This window comes from Pantoea sp. X-Soil-YNGN-775 (genome assembly GCF_059730575.1).
The window spans coordinates 1648238-1665449 of record NZ_AP035945.1 but is presented as its reverse complement, the minus strand read 5'-3'; the positions used below and the strand labels follow the sequence as shown (position 1 = coordinate 1665449).

Genomic DNA, 17212 nt, shown 5'->3' with positions numbered 1-17212 from the left:
ATATCACCTGTCTTAATGACCATCATCAGACCAATGTGGAGGATCTGACAGTAATTTATGAACTCCAAATGATGCCCCAACCTCATGCAATTTAGATTGTGAACTTACAAGCACATTATTCCCTGATGCATTTTTCAGATATTTCCCCATCACACCAGTGATAGTCATATCAATTGCTCTTCTCTGTGTATGCCTTGATGATAATACGGGTCCGTAAACAATATGATAACCATTTACCATATCCTGAGCAGCTGCAAATGCAGAATTATCATTTCCTTTATGAGTCCAGTCTATATTTACACCATCTTTAGCAGGTACTGATGAGGGCCTCATACCTTCTCTTGCGATTTTCCAGGCGTAATGCATCAGATAAGCACGTTCAACTGGTCGATATGTCGCGGACACTCTCACATGCCCCCCAGCATCAATAATCGATCGAATAAAATTGTTTACCGCGGTTGAGAATCCTGGAGATAAATCACTTATATTTGAACTCGTTTCAAAACGTCTTATCCACTGAGAACCACTTGGTTCCTTCGATACTGAAATGGCATCCGGATAACACAAGCATTTATTTACATATTTCCTTCCTTCATCCCTCAGTTTATTTAACCGAGAGAGTAACTCACCTCTCTGAATCACACCATCATTGTTCCCGAGATTGCCATGTTGATTTGAGTCCAAACTACTATTCGCTTGATAGTAGTTAACATCCTCATCTTCATCTTTTTGTCGACTATATAGCGCAAAGCCATCATCTCTGCCTACGCCTGCTGGGCAGAAGATATAAAGATATATATCTTCACCAGTTTTAATCTTGTTGAACAATTTTTTATTTGAGGTGAAATATAGCTTCACATAATCAAGCTGCTCAATTTCATCCATCAAAGCAAGTTGCTGCTTTGTAATTGACAAGCCATGTGTTTTATTTAATTGTGCTACTGCAGGCCCTGTAAACTGAATGAGCCCCACTGCACTCCGAGAAGCGACAGAAGGATTTGCATTTAACTCTTGCTTTGTGATAGGCCGATATTCTCGCACTGGTCTTCCATTACTATTTAATATTACAACACCCTGAGAGTTAACTTTTGGCATCAACTTAACTACCGATGAAGAGAACAATCTGGATGTTTCAACCGCCATGCAAGCCATAAGTGAATTAGCAAATTCAAGTTTCCTTTCTTCACCCCATAATTCAGAACATATTTTAACAACTTTCTTTCTGAACAGGCATGCCTTATCTTGACCTAAACGCTGATTAACCACATCTCCCCAAATTAGCTTTGCGCATTCATCTTCAGTTTTAAGTGCGTCTAAAAACACCACCGGATGCATATGCCAGACAGGTGCACCACTGCTGAATCCCTCCACCTTGCTCATCCATTCCATGTCGTCGAACCACTGTCTGACATAGCTGACACAGAGGGGATCCATCTGCTTTAAAAACGTTCTCCAGCGGTGATGGCTGCTGCCACCAAACCACTCACTGTCGTGTCTGACCACCATCCGTGCCGCGATATCCCTGACATCCAGCTCCGCGTAATTCACCGCCTGGCGTAGCTCTGCACCGGAAAGGTCGCCACTGTTGTCGCTGTCCATTTTCCGCAGCAGGGCTTTGTAGTAGTCAGAGACCTGCTTTTCCCGGATACCGCGCTCAGGCCGTACCCACTCCGCCATTCTGGTGAATCCGTCTTTGATCCACCCTTCACGCAGGGATTTTGTCATGTCGGACGTGGACGGCTCCTCAAATGCTTTAAAACCCAGTTTATCCAGGTCATACTGGTTGATATCTGCATCCACATCGACTTCATTGAGCCAGGCCCCGTCCCCGATATCAAACCAGCGCTTACCATCTTTATCTGTGAAAGGATGGCATTTGTCCTGCGGCATAATTTTGTGAATATCTTTCTTTACCTGTCCTTTGGTCCGGGTGAAGGTATCGCCTGAACGGCTATAAATGAAACTTTCCGGGTGGATATGAACGTATTTCGGGCCACTTTTCACCTGGGCCTTATTGCTCAGAAAATCGATCATCCGACCGTCGGTACTGAGCACTTCAATATGTACAAAAGCACTTTTTTCCACACCGTGTATGTCACAAGGGGCAATGTCTTCCGCCAGGTAACCCACGGCATCGCCGGCTGTCACCTCAAGTCTGGTTGCAGGTTTAACGACTTCATCAAACGTTCCCTGCGCAACTGCCTGCTGCATCCAGGCTGGCAAATGCGCCCTCTGCTCACCGACAGGTGTCACATATTGCGGGTCAAGCGACACCCAGTATGCCTTGCCGGTCACTTCGGATTTACTGTTCAGCACCCGGGTAAGACCGAACGTCTGCGTCTGTCCCTTCAGGTCGAAGGTGATCTCACGCAGCACGATGACGCTGTCGCCTGTTTTCAGTTTATTCTTCGCTACCGGCGCCTTATCTCCGTCTTTTTCTTTGCCGGTATATTCACGCTGACTGAGCCCGTCGCCCTTCTCTGTGACCTGATACAGCTTGTGCTCTGGAAAGGCTGAGAGCGACGCAAGCCCGATATACAGCGTGTAAAAGTCGAGGCTGTTGTCCTTCTTTTCGGGATCCGGGGTACAGGTGGATTTGACCAGCACAAAGGTACCGGAATACTGCAGCGGCTTGTTCATGTACGTGGCGGTCAGGTAATCCTGATTCACACGCCAGGCCACCACTTCGCCACCTGCCATAAACTGAAGCGGTACCGCAGAGTCCGCCGTCTCGCTTGTCAGCACGGAGCCGGGGGCACTCTTACGGGTGATGTGGATCCCACCGTGCCACATGTTATTCGTTCCGGCCAGCCAGGAGCCGTGTGGCTCCTGACAGAGCGGCTGCATCATGTCATCCACAGTGGCGTATTGTTCACCATTCGCTTTGCGGGCAGGAAAACAGATTTTCATTCCGGTCATCCTTAACGTGAAGGGATATTACGTATTTTGGGCGGTGTCACGCTGGCGTTTGTCTGGCTGAACTTAGGCGGCGTAATGTCCATGCTGCCCCCGGCCATCGGCGAGCGGTAATGGGGGGATTTCACCAGGTAATCGCCCAGGGTCTCTTCGACAATGCCACCATTGTCCAGGGTGATACTGGAACCTCCACCGTTGAGCCGCAGTTTAGGCGCACTGATGAGCAGCTCATCCTTGTTGCTGCTGATGGTAAACAGCAGTTCTGATGTCATCTCCATTGAGCTCGCATCTGCGCGAACCTCAACATCCCCCTGATTGGCAATGAACTTTGCCCCGGACTGATGAGCAAACAGCCCGACAGACTCACTGGCGGCAAGCGTGATGTTCTTCATTGCGCCCATATCCAGATGCTGACCCGCACTCAGGATAGTGTTCTGCTTGCTGGTCATCTGAAGGTGCTCACCCGAGGTGAACGCCACGCCCTGTGGTGCACTGCCCAGCAGTGCCGCTGACTGGAGGTCTTTGAGACGGTTTTCCAGCAGGCTGTTCTGGCTTTCCAGGTCGCTGGTGAGTGCCTGAGCCTGCTGTGCGAGAAGATTAAGCCGCTTCATTTCTGCAGCTGACTGGCTCAGGCGCTCAATAGCCGGCGCCATGTCCAGCACTTTGCCCTGCGCCGACGGCTGTGCATCTGCGGTCAGGAACATCCCCCGCCCGGCACGCAGCGCCCCGTATTCATCGGTACGCAGTTCAAATCCGGTACCGCGTGGCTCACGCTCACTGTCCACGACGTGGCCGCCGTTGAGTTGCGTCTTGCCAAACGGCGTTGCAAGCTTGAAATGCTCTTCCTGACGTTTGTCTTCCAGCCGGAATTTGTTATCCCCGGCCGTGCGCCAGATGTTGCGCGTGTGGTTGTCGCGGGTAACGTGGTCAGGGTGCTCTGAATCGTGCTGTGCGTGAGCAATATACGGACGGTCGGGATCACCGCCGTCGAACATCACCGAGACTTCGGTACCGTCCAGCAACGGGGAGTGGAAGCCGTAGGTATCCCCGGCGTACGGTTTTGCCATGCGCAGCCAGAGGTAGGCATACCCCTGCTCGGTGCTGTTGCGGTCAAAATCGAGCCGGACGCGGTAGCGCCCCTGATTATCGAGGTAGGCGTAGGTGTCATGCTTCTCATCGCTTTCCACCCGGGCAGGCAGAGAGCCAGCCATGACTGGACGGTTCAGCAATGCCGGGCGGTAGCAGACCGTTTCGCTGTAAGGGATGCCCGTAAAGCGCAGCTGAAAGCTTTTGTCACGTGCACCTGAGGTGTGAACCCCGGTGATGACAATGCCATCCTTCAGCAAATCGGGCAAACCACTGCTCTGTGGCTCCAGCACTTCGCCCGGGGCCAGAATCGGGCTGCTGGCTCGCCCCGTGACAGTCTGCTGTGCGTTAAGGTAGCGCTCATGACGCAGGCGGGCAAACCAGGCTCCGCCTTCGGGGGTTTCCGTATCCCCTTCACTCAGGAACGGCTCAGCATAGTGATACACCTCACCGGTGGTCGCCCCGCCTTCCTGGCTAACGGTCACGGAGCTGTCCTGCGGGGTCAGCGCGTCACGGTAGTTATAGTCGCGGGTGGCTACGCCACTCGTCACCACGCGGTCTGTCGAACGAATATCCCAGACGCTCTCCTGACCGTTATCACTGGTACGTGACGGCGGGATGATAGGCAGCTTCACGCCAAACTGATACTGCATCTGGCTGTCCTGGAAAAACACCACATCCTGTTCAATGCGGTCGTCCATCTCAAAGCGCCAGAAAATGCCGACTTCGGCCAGCAGACGCTGAACAAAGGCCAGGTCCGTTTCACGCCACTGGGTAATGAGCTCGCGGACCGGGTAGGCCTGCGACAGACGGAATTCGAAATCCGCCCCTTCCAGCCCATGGGAACGCAGAATTTGCTCCACCACTTCCGGCACCGACTGGTTCAGATATACCGCACAACGCTCGGTATGCTGCATCAGGGCAATACGCGGCACCAGTCGCAGGGCGTAGGTAATTTCATCCCCTGAGGCAGAGATACGTCGGAAATCATCCACCACCCCATACACCGTACGCACCGGCACGGCTGGCGTACCGTCATAGAGCGGTGTCTGGAAGGTAAAGGAGGCCGGTTTAAGCATCAGCTCACTGCCGGCAATATTTGCCGCACAGGTGACGGTGATGTCATAGCGCCACGGCTGGCTCAGGGTTTCACTGGCGCGAAAACGCAGGACATCGAGAAAATGCGGGCACTCATGAACATCCACGCGATAGCGGGACAGCCCCAGAGCCTCATCAATTTTCTTCTGTGCCAGACTGGCAATGCTTTCCATTATCACGCCTCCTCTCGGGTATCCGTGGCATCAAATTCCAGCCCAATCCCTTCTTCCTCACTCCAGCTCAGCGTCAGGGAGTGTGGCTTCTGTTTCGCCGCCATATGGGTTAACAGTTGCTGGCTCAGCACCGGCAGAATTTGCTGATTGAGCAGGCTGTCGACATTACGCGCCCCGGTATCCGGCAGCAGGCAGGCGGCGGTCAGGGCGTCATACAGGCTCTCATCAATCTGCGTAGTCAGGCCGTAGTGACGATGTAAGCGCCTGCTGACCTGTGACAGCTTCATTTCCACGACGGTGCGCATCGCCGTTTCATTCAGCGGGCGGTAAATCACCGTCTGGAAGCGGGCCAGCAGCGCGGGCTGAAAGTGGTCGCGCAGGATCGGGCGCAGCAGCTCGTGCAGCTCCGCTTCGGTGGCCTCCGGCTGTTCATCCAGCAGCTGCATCAGGTGGTCGCTGCCGAGGTTTGAAGTCATCAGAATAACGGTGTTGCGGAAGTCGATTTCACGCCCTTCACCGTCGCGCATAAAGCCGCGATCAAACACCTGATAGAACAGGTTCATCACGTCACGGTGCGCCTTTTCCACTTCATCCAGCAGCACCACGCTGTACGGACGCTTGCGCACCGCTTCGGTCAGGATGCCGCCCTGGCCGTAACCGACATAGCCCGGCGGTGAGCCTTTCAGCTGCGAAACGGTGTGCGGCTCCTGGTATTCGGACAGGTTGATGGTGATGAGGGATTTCCCACCGCCGTACAGCACGTCCGCCAGCGCCAGCGCGGTTTCGGTTTTGCCGGTGCCGCTCGGACCGACCAGCAGGAACACGCCCTGCGGGCCGTTCTCTGACGTCAGCCCGGTTTTGGCGGCGCGCAGGCGCTGAGCGATGGCCTCAAGAGAAGTATCCTGGCCGACGACACGGCTGCCGATTTCGTTTTCCAGCGTCAGCAGTCCGGTCTGTTCGTCTTTCATCAGGGAAGAGAGCGGCACGCCGGTCCAGTCGGCAATCACGCTGGCAACCGTGCGGGTGTCCACATCAACGGAAAGCAGCGGGTTGCTGTGCTGCATGCCCTTCAGCTCCTGTTGCAGCGTGTGCGTCTCGCTCCGACGGGAGATGTCATGTCGGCTTTCCAGCAGTTGTCCGGTGAGTTTCAGCTCCTGACCGTACCGGGTCTGAAGCTCGTCGAGTGCAACGATGAGATCGTTCTCTTCCTGCTCAATGGCGGTCAGACGTTCACCATGACTCTGATTGCCGGCGGCGATATCTTCCAGCAGCGCCTGCTTCTCCATTTCAAGAGAGGTAATCTGCGAGCGAATGCGGGTCAGCTGTTCCGGCACGGTGTCGAGGCTCATGCGCACGCGCGCAGCGGCGGTATCGAGCAGGTCAACCGCCTTGTCCGGCAGCTGACGACCCGTCAGGTAGCGGCGCGACAGGCTGACCGCTGCTTTTACCGCATCGTCGGTGATATGCACGTCATGGTGTTCGGCATAGCGGGATTTCAGCCCACGCAGCATCAGGCAGGCGGTGTCGTCGTCCGGCTCGTCCACCTTCACCATCTGGAAACGGCGCTCCAGTGCGGCATCGCGCTCAAAATACTGTTTGTATTCGGACCATGTTGTGGCAGCGATGGTGCGCAGCTCACCGCGCGCCAGCGCCGGTTTCAGCAGATTGGCGGCATCTGCGCCACCGGCCTGATTACCGGCACCGATAATGGTGTGGGCCTCGTCGATAAACAGCAGAACCGGCACCGGTGACTGCTGCACGGCGTCGATAACGTTTTTCAGCCGCTGTTCAAATTCGCCCTTCACCCCCGCCCCCGCCTGCAGCAGGCCGAGGTCAAGGGTGCGCAGGATGACCGGTCTGAGGGACTCAGGGACGTTACCTTCGGCAATGCGCAGCGCCAGGCCTTCCACCAGTGCGGTTTTCCCGACGCCCGGCTCACCGACCAGAATCGGGTTGTTTTTACGGCGGCGGGAGAGAATGTCCACCATCTGGCGGATTTCCGTGTCGCGGCCGAACACCGGGTCAATCTGACCTTCCCTGGCCCTGGCCGTGACGTCGAGGGTGAATTTATCCAGCGCGTTCTGCAGCGCCGGGTTCAGCTCCCCCTCTTTCAGCTCTGCACCGACCGGGCGGCCCACAAACTCCACGTTACTGCCGTGGCTCTGCGCCAGCTCTGCTTCCTGCTGCAGTTCCGGCCGCTCATCCGACTGCCCATCAAGCAGCGGACGCAGGCGCTCCAGCTGACTCTGGCCCAGCGTCAGCAGCGGCCACAGCCCGTCACAGCGAACCAGTTTCTGTTTGTCAGTCAGCGCCATCAGCAGATGGATGCTGCGGATTTGTTCCTCACCGTTAAGAGAAGCAATCAGCCAGGCTTCCTGCATCAGCGTCTGAATGTCGTCAGACAACTGCGGGCGTTGACGCACCGAACGCGGCTGTTTATCCAGCCAGCCCAGCAAATCCTGCCAGATGGCGTCCATATCCCACTCATAGCGGCGGGCCAGCACCGTCAGGTCACCTTCCCCCTGTTCGAGCAGCTTCAGCAGCCAGTGCTCCGGCAAAATTTCCGCATGGGCACGGGTCTGGCAGAGCGAGGCCGCCGCCTCCATCGCACGGGCGCAGTAAGGGTTCAGACGTCGCAGCAGGATGGCTGGATTTTCCATGACTCTCTCTCTTTGTCGGTTGCTGGACACGCTACCGCCCCTCGCTGTTTCCCGTGAAGGAGACCAGAGCGCACAAGGTCGGGCGGGCAGATTGTGGGTTTCTTTGCTGAAAGCCCGCACAGGCAGACGCTCAGCAAAAGTAAAAAGCGGACAGAACAGGCTGCCCGTCAGGCGGTTACGCTAAATAGTTCGTGCTGTAGCAAGGCGGCAAGCGCGTGCAGCCCCGGGAGCTTACATAAGTAAGTGACCGGGGTGCATGAGTACAGCCAACACCGCTACAGCGCGAAATATGACGCGTAATCAGGCGGTGGCGCGTTCGTTCCAGGAATCGGAATGAATGATGTTGCCGTCTTTGTAGGTCCAGGTGATTTTTTCGTAACGCAGCTCGATGGTTTCGAGGTGGTTATGCTTCTCGTAGGATGGGTCTTTGATGTCGTGCATTTTCGGCGCAACTTTCACCAGCCTGACGTTTTCCAGCTTCGTGTTGAAGTACTCCACCTCCTGACCCGCGTCGTTGATTTTGTACCACTTAAACTCCGCAGACTTCAGGGTCTGACCGGTGGTCACCGCCTTGTAGAGGTACGGGCTGGAGGAGTCGATTTCCTTGGTGAACAGGAACGGCGTGTGGATACGGGTGCCGGTCAGCTTGCCGGTGTTGTTATCGGTCGGGATATAGAGGCAGTGATCCTGAGCAACCACTTCGATGCTGCCTTCACGCTCATGAACGTCTACAGACCCTTTAATGTCCGCACCGCCGTCGTCTTTCAGCCACAGATAAACAGGAATAGCCATGTGTTATTTCTCCATTTTATAGTCGTGCGCGTCACCATCCTGCGATGACACGTTGGTGTTGCCTGGAATTCGGCAGGCATCGGCCTGCGGTACCAGACTGATTTCAACACGACGGTTAAGCGCGCGGCCTTCCGGCGTGTCGTTGGTCGTTACGGGACGGTCTGCGCCATAGCCCTGCACTGCAAAACAGCTTTCCGGCACGTCGCCGGTGTCACGCATCCAGTTGCGCACCGCTTCGGCACGGTTCAGGGACAGCGTCTGATTGAGTTGCGGATTGCCGGTGTTATCGGTATGGCCGGCCACCACAATCAGCCAGCCCGGCTTCGCTTTGATGCCGACCAGCGAGTTCACCAGCATTTTGGTGGAGCCTGCCTTCAGCTCTGCCCTGCCGGAATCGAACAGCGACATACTGTCGAGCTGCACAATTTTCGGTACCGGTTTGGGTTTCGGCTGCGGTTCAGGCGGCGGAGGCGGCACCCAGGTATCAATAGCCTGCTGAACCGCGAGCCACAGGCGGTTGCCCGGATACAGCCCGAGTCCATAACGGTGTGGTTCTCCCTGTCGCTGCCAGCGTTCCAGCAACAGTGCATCCTGCTGCAGCGCATGCAGGGCCTGTGCTTTCGGCGCATAGTGCGTCATCGGAATCGCCGTCCAGCGCTGAAGATCGGCGCTGACTTTGCGGATAAGCGCCTGGTTATGTCGCACGGACAGCGCGATGGCGCCAAGGGCACACAACAGCAGCACCATCACCACCCGACGTCCGGTCTTACCGCCCTGCAACGGCGTGGTATAAGGTGCCAGCAACGGGAGGATGGGATCGGCAAAGTGCCAGTGGCGTTCATACGCACTGACGCGGTCAGATGGGGTGATATGGGTCTGGCGAAATAGCCATTGCGGCCACAGCGCCGTCGGGGAGGTACGGATCTCCCCAAAGCGCAGGGTGGCCGCGAAAGGACGGACCGGCGGACAAAGGCGGTCGGCTTTCTCCAGTTCATCCAGCATAACCCTGTGCAGCATCGCAGTGGCCTCAGCGAGGAACGGCTGTATCGTGGCCGTCAGTGCTACGCGCTGCCACTCACTGAGGGTAATGGCTGGCCCATCGTCGCGGCACACCAGGGCAGCATTGCCCAGCACCACAATCCACGGCGTTTCCGGGCCACTGAACTCTGCATTCAGGACCACCGGTACGGTGTAGCCCGTCAGGCCACGGAGCTGTTTTATCTGCAGGCGCACGGCTTTCAGGGACGCGCGCATCAGCGCTTCATCTTCGTGATGGTCAGGCAGACAACGGAACATCACCGCAAGCTGCCCGGCCATGGTCGGGCTGCGGGCCAGTAACTCGCTTGCCAGGATGGTCAGTTCTGCCGGATCAGATATCCGAAGGAACCAGCCTTCTGCCGTTTCCCGACCTGAACCCCGGGCGAACATATCATCATCCACATCCCCGCAGACCATCACGACCGGGCCAGTATGACTTTCCGGCGGGAAGCCTTCTTTATCGCCGGTTCGCTGAACAGGCTGTCTGCGCAGATAACGCCGGCGGGTTACCACGCTGGCAACCAGCAACGAAAGCAGCGTCAGGACAGATTTTCCCGATACCGGCCAGGCCAGAAATCCCCAGGCCAGCCAGAGGAAAACCACCAGGCACAGCAGTACCGGAAACACCGCCCGGGCGAATGTACGTCCGCGCATCAGTGTGGCTCCGGAAGTTGTTGGTGCAACAGATCCTGCAGCCACAGGTGCCCTCCGAACCACGCGACAGCGGTCAGCACTACCGCCAGCCCAATCCAGAACCAGACAGAACGCAGCAGGTTGTAACGGCGACGCCCGGCTTTCTGCATCACCAGGGATGAGCCGATTTCAAGCGGCGGCACACGCTCATTCAGTGCGGCGATAATCTCATCACGGCGGGACTGCCCCACGCCGGACAGCCGGTACTGCCCCTGGAAACCGAGAGCCAGTACCCGCTGGTAGCAGGTCAGTACGGCAGGCGCAGGCGCAGGGTGACGCAGGATCTCTGCAATGCGGTCGTAAAGGGCCTCACCGGCGCGTAGTGAACCGAAGTACACCGCCTGCAGCGGCGCTGAACGCCAGGCTTTCTGCCCAGCATCCAGCGAAGCCATGTTCAGCGCGTCACGGGATATTTCATCAGTAGACGGGCCTTCTGTGGCGCGGGTTTCACCACCATCCGCGACTGCAAATTTCGGCTCCGGCCTGCGGTTCAGAACGATTTCATCCAGTAGTGCGCACTGGGCGTAGGTGATGTGATCGACACTCTCTGCGTTAAACCCGGCCCTTTCTAGCGCTTCCCGCACGCTCTCTACCTGCGCTTTACACGCCGCATAGAGCGCAGGACCATCGGTGATCTTCCCGCCGTGGCGTAACTGCGCCACGGTGAGCCATGTTGGTGCCATCAGGGCATCAATGTCGAAGTCCTTGATCATGAGCGCAGCACCGCAAAGAGTTCCAGATCAAGCTCGCCGAGCACGGACGGAACATAGAAGACGCAGACACCCTGATCCAGCATTTCGCGGGCCGCATCACTCTCCATATCCAGCACAAAGTACTGGTTCTCCAGACGCACTGGCAGCGCAGCAGGCACGCGGCTCAGGGCAATGAGACCGATACCCTCGACGGCCAGACCGGACACTTCGCCAACATTAGCCGGCGCACCGGCAATACACACTTCGGCGAAGCGTTCAGCAATCTGCCAGGCCGGCTGATTAGCCCGGACGGAGAGATAGAAATCGGCTTCATCGCGCAGACGAATATCGTGCAGTACCGCTTTCCAGGTTTCCGGATCCATGCGATCCATACGGATGGCCACCACGTGTGACGGCAGACTGGCTTCCAGCAGTTCGCTAATAAGGTCAAAGAGTGGCGGGAAGGTTTGCTCCGGCGCGCTGTGGTCGTAACCCGGGATCGCATCCAGATCGTGCTCAAGCGAAAAGGTCAGCATACTGCCGGCAAGCCGTGCCAGCTCGGCCCAGAGCTGCTCAGGATGCCTGTCAGGGAAACGCTCATACTCAGAGAGCACCCGGGCATGCGAGTTCAGCGCATTCAGCAGCCAGAACAACGACACGTCAGCGACTGCAAAATCGGCCATTCTGTCGTTACTTTCACGACGCATAGACATCAGACGCTGGCGGCGGGAGCGCAGCTGACGGTTCAACAGTGCAAGGCGTTCACACAGGCCACGGCTTGCCGAGAACAGGGCCATCGGTGGGATAAAGTCAGGATCCTGACGCCAGCCTCCCTGCCCATCCCGCAACAGACGGGCAACGGCGCAGGTATCCCAGACGCCGTTGTCTTCATGTCCGAAACGGAATGCCAGATTATAGCGGGCCACCGCCATCGACTCTTCTTCCTGACCGAAGCGATCGGCAATCGTCTCCCAGGCTTCCCGATAGCGCAGCGGGCGCTCTGCAGGTACCGTGTCCGTCTGCACATTCACGATACCGGCCTGCATCACAGGTAATGCGACATACACCGTCACCGGAGCATTGCTGGCAGAAGCCGGGGCCTCGATTTCACGCGGCTCCGGTGGCTGGTCGCTGAATCGGGTATCAACCAGCGTATCATCAGGTAGCCAGAGACGAAGTGACTGCGCCTGCACGCGGCCGGAGGCCAGCATCGCGTCATCCAGCTCAACCCGACCAACGCCCCAGGGAAAAGCATTTCCGCGGGCGGCAATACCGGCCCGGGAAAATGCATCCCATTCAGACTGCTGCTGAAACTGCTGAGGGGCCAGAAGCGCCCCTTCATTCCATAACGGACGATAAATTTTCATCCCTGATTTCCCCTCGCCTTACGATTTCGCTTTCGGCATCTGGGAAACCAGCGACAGATTGACGTCCATGCCTTCCACCTGGAAATGCGGCACGGCAAACAGCTTCACGCGGAAGAAACCGGGGTTGTCCTCGATATCTTCCACCACCACTTTTGCATCGCGCAGCGGGTGTGACGCCTGCAGCTCGTCGCCCGGATCGGTCATTTCAGTCACCAGACTGCGTACCCAGGTGTTGAGCTCCAGCTCGAGTAAACGGCGATCTTTGGTGGTGCCGATGTTTTCGCGCTGAATGAGTTTCAGATAGTGCGCGATACGCGACAGCAGGAAGATATACGGCAGACGGGCGTTGATGCGGCTGTTGGCTGTCGCATCTGCCGTGTCGTACAGCGCCGGTTTCTGGGTGGAGTTGGCGGAGAAGAAGCAGGCGTAATCGCGGTTTTTATAGTACGACAGCGGGATGAAACCGAGACTGGCGAACTCAAACTCACGGGTTTCCGGGATCATCACTTCTGAGGGGATCTTCACCTGGTTACCGGTGCCGAGATCGTACAGATGGATAGGCAGATCCTGCACAGCGCCGCCGGCCTGCGGCCCCCGGATTTGCACGCACCAGCCGTTGTTGATGAAGCTTTTCACCATGTTGGCGGCAAACGCAAACGAAGCATTGGTCCACAGGTATTTATCGTGATCCGGCCCCTTCACCTCTTCAGTGTAATTGAAGCTGCGCACCGGCACGGTGTCAGGACCGTAAGGCAGGCGTCCCAGCACGCGCGGCATCACCAGCCCGATATAGCGGCTGTCGTCGGTTTCGCGGAAGGATTTCCATTTGATATATTCGGCACGGTCAAAGTAGTTGCCAATATCTTTAATCGCCGCCACCTCTTCCATTGAGCTTTTCAGGAAGAACTGCGGACCGGCAGAGCCGATAAACGGCATGTGCGCTGCGGCAGACACTTTCGAGATGTTGCGCAGCAGGGTGATGTCCTGCGCCGAGGCGTCAAATTCATAGGCAGAAATCAGCGCGGCAATGGGTTCGCCACCCGGGCTGTCGTACTCTGCGGTATAGGTGTGCTGATATAATCCGCTCTGAATAATCTCCGGCGCGTCCTCAAAATCCTGACGCAGAGCCTCTTTCGACAGGTCAAGTAACTCAATTCTGACGTTCTGACGGAAGTCGGTTTTGTCCACCAGCGACTTCAGCCCGCGCCAGGTGCTTTCTGTTTTCTGGAATTCTTCATGATGCATTACCGCATCCAGCTGGCGGCTGATCTGGTAATCAAGCCCGGCGATGTGGTGGTCAATCAGCGTTTTATCCAGTTTTTCAACTTTTGAACCCGATTTTGTCAGGCACTCAAGAAACACCTGCATCCCGGCGGTCAGTCGCTCGTCAGCCGTGGCATCGGACATCGCCTGGCTGTCCTGCCAGATATCCAGGGCGCTCAGTTCAGAGACCGGGTTCAGGTTGATTTTTTCAAACAGGGCGGCATATACGCCACCGGCTTCCGGGCGTTCCAGCACGATGCTTTCGCCACCCGCGCCATTCTCATTTTTTACAGACATCAGCATTTCCTTCATTAATCCGTTAAACCGGGGTGGCCGTTACGGCTGTTTCGGTGCCAGAGCAGATAACTCACCGCGTAATTCAGCGCTGAGCGTCGGGTCGAGCAGGATTTTTTCCAGCTCTTTACGGAAGGTCACGTTGTCCAGCAGGTTAGCTTTGAGGTCGCGGAGCAGGTTGCGCATGGCGAGCATGGCCCGCAGCTGCGGGATTTGACGCGCGACCTGTTCCGGCTCGAAATCTTTCATTTCATTGAAGGAAAGGCTGACGTTCTCTTCGCTGCCGTCACCGGCCAGGGTGTTTTCGACTGACAGGTGAACGGCAGGCGTGAATCCAGTCATCACGCTGTCGAAGTTGTTTTTATTGACGCTGACGGTTTCACGCTCCGATACCGGGCGTTGCTCTGCGCCATTGCTGTAATCGCCGATAACCATCAGCCTGAGCGGGAGTTCGATTTTTTTCTGTGCCCCGCCGGTGTGCAGGCTGAGCCGGATATTTACGCGGGCTTTGGGGATTTCGGACTGATAGGAGTTAGACATGGCTGTCCCTGTTCTACGAAGTAATAGAAACGGTTAATGCCACTGAAAAATTAATAAGAAAGACTTACCTTTAAATAACCCCTTCCCCGTTTACGCTACCCGAGGACGTGAGTCAAAAATCGGGCAGATTCCATTCATCAGCGAGCATGACACCTGTTTTGAGGTTTTATATGAAAGGCATTAATTTCGGACAACGCCTCATTGACGAAGTTTAGAAACATTGCATCGGCGTTTGGAAATGAAAATATGTAACTAAAGATTACAGGAATGGGTTTTAACAAAATCAGATCATCACCATGATTTATAAGAATTTTCTAAAGACACCGTGCGCAGACCGCATCAGGTAAGGATGTGCGCCAGACGATTACTGTAACCTGGCATTTAAAATCGTATAAAGCATCGTCACTTTCACTCTTCATATGAGACTGTAATTTTTATGTAACTACGAGAGCCGGGCCGCGCAGCGGTAAATGGAATGTTCATCATTGCATTGAAAGTGAATTTTTTGTTTTTACTTAAATATCGCTTAATATTATTTATGTACCCAAAAAGGAGGAGATGTAACCGTTCGTCGTGACTTATTGAGGAAAATGCTGGCATTCTGGACAGGGCGAAGTGGTGGGAAGGGTTAGCGACAGAGATGACCTTATTTCGGCTGACAGGTGCAGCAATGCCCGGATCAATACCGATCGCAGTGCGGGAGCAATGCCCGATGTAATGGACCGGGCAATGCCCGGAGTCAGGCGCAGAAAAAAGCCGCGGCTACGCTCTGGCTTCTGCACCCGACGAGCATTGTGATAGGTAGCAACGGCAAAGCAGGTTTCCACCACAACGTGGAGCCGCCGTTCATCCAGACACCGCTTTAAATAAAAAGATTAATGCTCAGGCCGACAGTCGAACTCCCTGTTGCCACGCCCCGCCTGATTGCGTGCCGCTTAACCGCGGCACGTCTCATCTATACACTCAGAAGAAACCCAGTGGTTCAATGCTGTAACTGATCAGCAGGTTTTTGGTTTGCTGATAGTGATCGAGCATCATCTTGTGGGTTTCTCGTCCGATACCCGATTTTTTATAGCCGCCAAAAGCGGCATGCGCCGGATAGAGGTGATAGCAGTTGGTCCAGACTCGCCCGGCTTTGATCGCCCGGCCCACGCGGTAAGCGCGGTTGATATCGCGCGTCCAGACGCCAGCACCCAGGCCGTAAATCGAATCATTGGCGATGCTGACCGCTTCGGCTTCATCTTTGAAGGTCGTAATGCCAATCACCGGGCCAAAAATCTCCTCCTGGAACACCCGCATGCTGTTATTACCTTTCAGTAAGGTCGGCTGGATGTAGTAACCACTGGCGAGTGCGTCGTCCAGCTTTTCAACCCCCCCGCCCACCAGCACTTCTGCGCCTTCCTGCTGGGCAATTTCCAGATAAGAGAGAATCTTATCGAACTGCTGCTGTGACGCCTGCGCCCCGACCATCGTCTCGGTGTCGAGCGGATCGCCCCGCTTGATGGTTTTGACGCGTTTCATCACCGCCGCCATGAACGGCTCGTAAATCGACTCCTGCACCAGTGCCCGCGAGGGACAGGTACAGACTTCGCCCTGGTTCAGGAAGCCCAGCACCACGCCTTCAGCGGCTTTCTCAATAAAACTCTCTTCCGCCTGCATGATGTCTTCAAAGAAGATGTTGGGGGATTTGCCGCCCAGTTCGACCGTTGAAGGGATCAGGCTTTTCGCTGCCAGCTCCAGAATATGGCCGCCGGTGGCGGTTGATCCGGTAAACGCGACCTTGGCGATGCCCGGATGGGACGCCAGCGCTTCGCCCGCCTCTTTGCCGAAACCGTGCACCACATTCAGTACCCCGGGCGGCAGTAAATCTTTAATCAGATCGACAAACAGGGTGATCGACAGCGGCGTCTGTTCCGCCGGCTTCAGCACCACGCAGTTTCCCGCTCCTAACGCCGGTGCCAGCTTCCATGCGGCCATCAGCAGCGGAAAGTTCCACGGAATAATTTGCGCCACTACACCCAGCGGCTCATGAAAATGGTAGGCCGCGGTAAATTCATCAATTTCTGCTGCGCTGCCCTCCTGCGCCCGCACGCAGCCGGCAAAATAACGGAAATGATCGACCGCCAGCGGCATATCGGCGGCCAGAGTTTCCCGCACCGGCTTGCCGTTATCCCAGGTCTCGTTTACCGCCATGTATTCCAGATTCTGCTCCAGCCGGTCAGCGATTTTCAGTAGCAGCAATGAACGCTGTTGCGGTGACGTTTTACCCCAGGCATCGGCCGCTGCCGCTGCGGCGGCGACCGCATTATCCACATCCGCGCGGTCAGAACGCGGAAACTCACCTGCCACTGAACCGTTAACCGGTGAAGTATTGGTGAAGTAGTTGCCATTCACCGGCGCGACGAATTCACCATTAATAAAGTTGCCATAATTCTTTTGTAGCGTGATCAGAGAACCCTGTTCTCCGGGGGCGGCGTAACGCATGGTCATTCTCCTTACAGGTGACGAGATGCAACAATGATGAAACTTATTATTAACATGAAGGATCATTGCCAGCCTGTCAGATCTGTTGCCCGGAAACTGTGACCGCCCCGAAGGAA

The 17212-nt window shown here is 56.0% G+C and carries 10 protein-coding genes; all 10 read right to left on the bottom strand.

Features of this window, described 5'->3' with window-relative positions; genetic code table 11:
• Positions 1-12 precede the first annotated feature (12 nt).
• The 10 genes from AC6I8I_RS07780 to exaC all read right to left on the bottom strand — a co-directional run bounded on the left by AC6I8I_RS07780 (position 13) and on the right by exaC (position 17096).
• Positions 13-2910 carry a hypothetical protein gene (locus AC6I8I_RS07780; protein WP_497828505.1) on the bottom strand — a complete coding sequence of 966 codons (2898 nt, stop codon included), beginning with the start codon at positions 2908-2910 and terminating at the stop codon, positions 13-15.
• An 11-nt stretch (positions 2911-2921) separates the two neighbouring features.
• Positions 2922-5276, bottom strand: a complete 2355-nt coding sequence (locus tag AC6I8I_RS07775) for a type VI secretion system Vgr family protein (RefSeq protein WP_497828642.1) — start codon at positions 5274-5276, stop codon at positions 2922-2924.
• Complete coding sequence (tssH, locus tag AC6I8I_RS07770; RefSeq protein ID WP_497828504.1) at positions 5276-7933, bottom strand: type VI secretion system ATPase TssH; 2658 nt, start codon at positions 7931-7933, stop codon at positions 5276-5278. The genes AC6I8I_RS07775 and tssH overlap by 1 nt, the downstream gene beginning before the upstream one ends.
• Positions 7934-8233: 300 nt before the next feature.
• Positions 8234-8725: an Hcp family type VI secretion system effector gene (locus tag AC6I8I_RS07765; RefSeq protein ID WP_497819888.1), complete on the bottom strand. Its 492-nt coding sequence runs from the start codon at positions 8723-8725 to the stop codon at positions 8234-8236.
• A gap of 3 nt (positions 8726-8728) precedes the next feature.
• Entirely contained in the window at positions 8729-10417 is a 1689-nt protein-coding gene (locus tag AC6I8I_RS07760) for an OmpA family protein (protein WP_497828503.1), read from the bottom strand.
• Positions 10417-11169 (bottom strand): type VI secretion system protein TssL, short form, encoded by a 753-nt coding sequence (gene tssL, locus AC6I8I_RS07755; RefSeq protein WP_497828502.1) that lies wholly within the window; start codon positions 11167-11169, stop codon positions 10417-10419. Before tssL ends, AC6I8I_RS07760 begins: the two co-directional genes overlap by 1 nt.
• Positions 11166-12515, bottom strand: a complete 1350-nt coding sequence (gene tssK, locus AC6I8I_RS07750) for a type VI secretion system baseplate subunit TssK (protein ID WP_497828501.1) — start codon at positions 12513-12515, stop codon at positions 11166-11168. The genes tssL and tssK overlap by 4 nt, the downstream gene beginning before the upstream one ends.
• Positions 12516-12533: 18 nt before the next feature.
• Positions 12534-14081: a type VI secretion system contractile sheath large subunit gene (gene tssC / locus AC6I8I_RS07745; protein WP_312757323.1), complete on the bottom strand. Its 1548-nt coding sequence runs from the start codon at positions 14079-14081 to the stop codon at positions 12534-12536.
• Positions 14082-14114: 33 nt separating this feature from the next.
• Positions 14115-14612, bottom strand: coding sequence for a type VI secretion system contractile sheath small subunit (tssB, locus tag AC6I8I_RS07740; protein WP_497819884.1), 498 nt, complete (start codon positions 14610-14612; stop codon positions 14115-14117).
• A 963-nt stretch (positions 14613-15575) separates the two neighbouring features.
• Entirely contained in the window at positions 15576-17096 is a 1521-nt protein-coding gene (gene exaC / locus AC6I8I_RS07735) for an acetaldehyde dehydrogenase ExaC (protein WP_312057462.1), read from the bottom strand.
• Positions 17097-17212 lie beyond the last annotated feature (116 nt).

Bases quoted from the DNA above. Each gene is read 5' to 3' on its own strand.
- AC6I8I_RS07780 (WP_497828505.1), bottom strand. From the start codon at position 2,910: ATGAAAATCTGTTTTCCTGCCCGCAAAGCGAATGGTGAACAATACGCC.
- tssH (WP_497828504.1), bottom strand. From the start codon at position 7,933: ATGGAAAATCCAGCCATCCTGCTGCGACGTCTGAACCCTTACTGCGCC.
- AC6I8I_RS07765 (WP_497819888.1), bottom strand. From the start codon at position 8,725: ATGGCTATTCCTGTTTATCTGTGGCTGAAAGACGACGGCGGTGCGGAC.
- AC6I8I_RS07760 (WP_497828503.1), bottom strand. From the start codon at position 10,417: ATGCGCGGACGTACATTCGCCCGGGCGGTGTTTCCGGTACTGCTGTGC.
- tssL (WP_497828502.1), bottom strand. From the start codon at position 11,169: ATGATCAAGGACTTCGACATTGATGCCCTGATGGCACCAACATGGCTC.
- tssK (WP_497828501.1), bottom strand. From the start codon at position 12,515: ATGAAAATTTATCGTCCGTTATGGAATGAAGGGGCGCTTCTGGCCCCT.
- tssC (WP_312757323.1), bottom strand. From the start codon at position 14,081: ATGCTGATGTCTGTAAAAAATGAGAATGGCGCGGGTGGCGAAAGCATC.
- tssB (WP_497819884.1), bottom strand. From the start codon at position 14,612: ATGTCTAACTCCTATCAGTCCGAAATCCCCAAAGCCCGCGTAAATATC.
- exaC (WP_312057462.1), bottom strand. From the start codon at position 17,096: ATGCGTTACGCCGCCCCCGGAGAACAGGGTTCTCTGATCACGCTACAA.